The organism is Mesorhizobium sp. M7A.F.Ca.ET.027.03.2.1 (assembly GCF_003999175.1).
Taxonomy (GTDB): domain Bacteria; phylum Pseudomonadota; class Alphaproteobacteria; order Rhizobiales; family Rhizobiaceae; genus Mesorhizobium.
This window is the reverse complement of sequence record NZ_RZOM01001734.1, coordinates 1-662: the sequence shown is the minus strand read 5'-3', so window position 1 is coordinate 662 and position 662 is coordinate 1. Positions and strand designations below refer to the sequence as shown.

The following is a 662-nucleotide window of genomic DNA, read 5'->3' as shown; positions in this document are numbered from 1 at the left end:
CAGTTGGAGCGCGCCGAATTCGGCGCCGCCATGGACCGGCTGCTGGACGACTATGATTTCATCGTTTCGCCGGGGTCATCGATTCCAGCCTTCGACGTTGGCCTTGAAGTGCCTCTGGGCAGCGGCCTCTCGCGATGGATCGAATGGGCAGCGTTCAGCTACCCCATCAATCTCAGCCAGCAACCCGCCTGCGTCATCCCTTGCGGCATGACCGAGGCGAGCCTGCCCGTCGGCTTCCAGATTATCGGCGCGCGCGGCGACGATGCCCGCGTGCTTTCGGCGGCAGCCGACCTGGAAGCCGCTTTCGTGCCCATGACCCACGCGTTTCGCCAGAAAGATCTGGTGTGAAAGATTTCGCATGAAGAAAAGACTCTAACCAACGCCAAAAAAGGGGAACTTTGCCATGATGAACAGACGTGCAATGCTGCAGGGCGTGGTCGGCGCGGGTGCGGCCGGTGCCGCGCTTCTTGCCGATATGAACACTGCGGCGATCGCCCAGGACACCAAGCCCATTCCGGTCGGCTCGGCCCTGCCGATGTCCGGTATTGCCGCCGCCGACGGCATCGAGTTCAAGAACGGTCTCGAACTTGCCGCCGAGGAGATCAATGCGGCGGGCGGCATTCTCGGCCGGCCTGTCGAGATCCACATCGAAGACACCAAGG

At 62.4% G+C, this 662-nt stretch carries 2 protein-coding genes; both read left to right on the top strand.

Annotation, left to right across the window (positions count from 1 at the left end; all coding sequences use genetic code 11):
* Window positions 1-348, top strand: a 348-nt coding sequence (locus EN750_RS37725) for an amidase family protein (RefSeq protein WP_245482944.1), incomplete at its 5' end; no start/stop codon positions are given.
* A 55-nt stretch (window positions 349-403) separates the two neighbouring features.
* Window positions 404-662, top strand: a 259-nt coding sequence (locus EN750_RS37720) for an ABC transporter substrate-binding protein (protein ID WP_145968354.1), incomplete at its 3' end; no start/stop codon positions are given.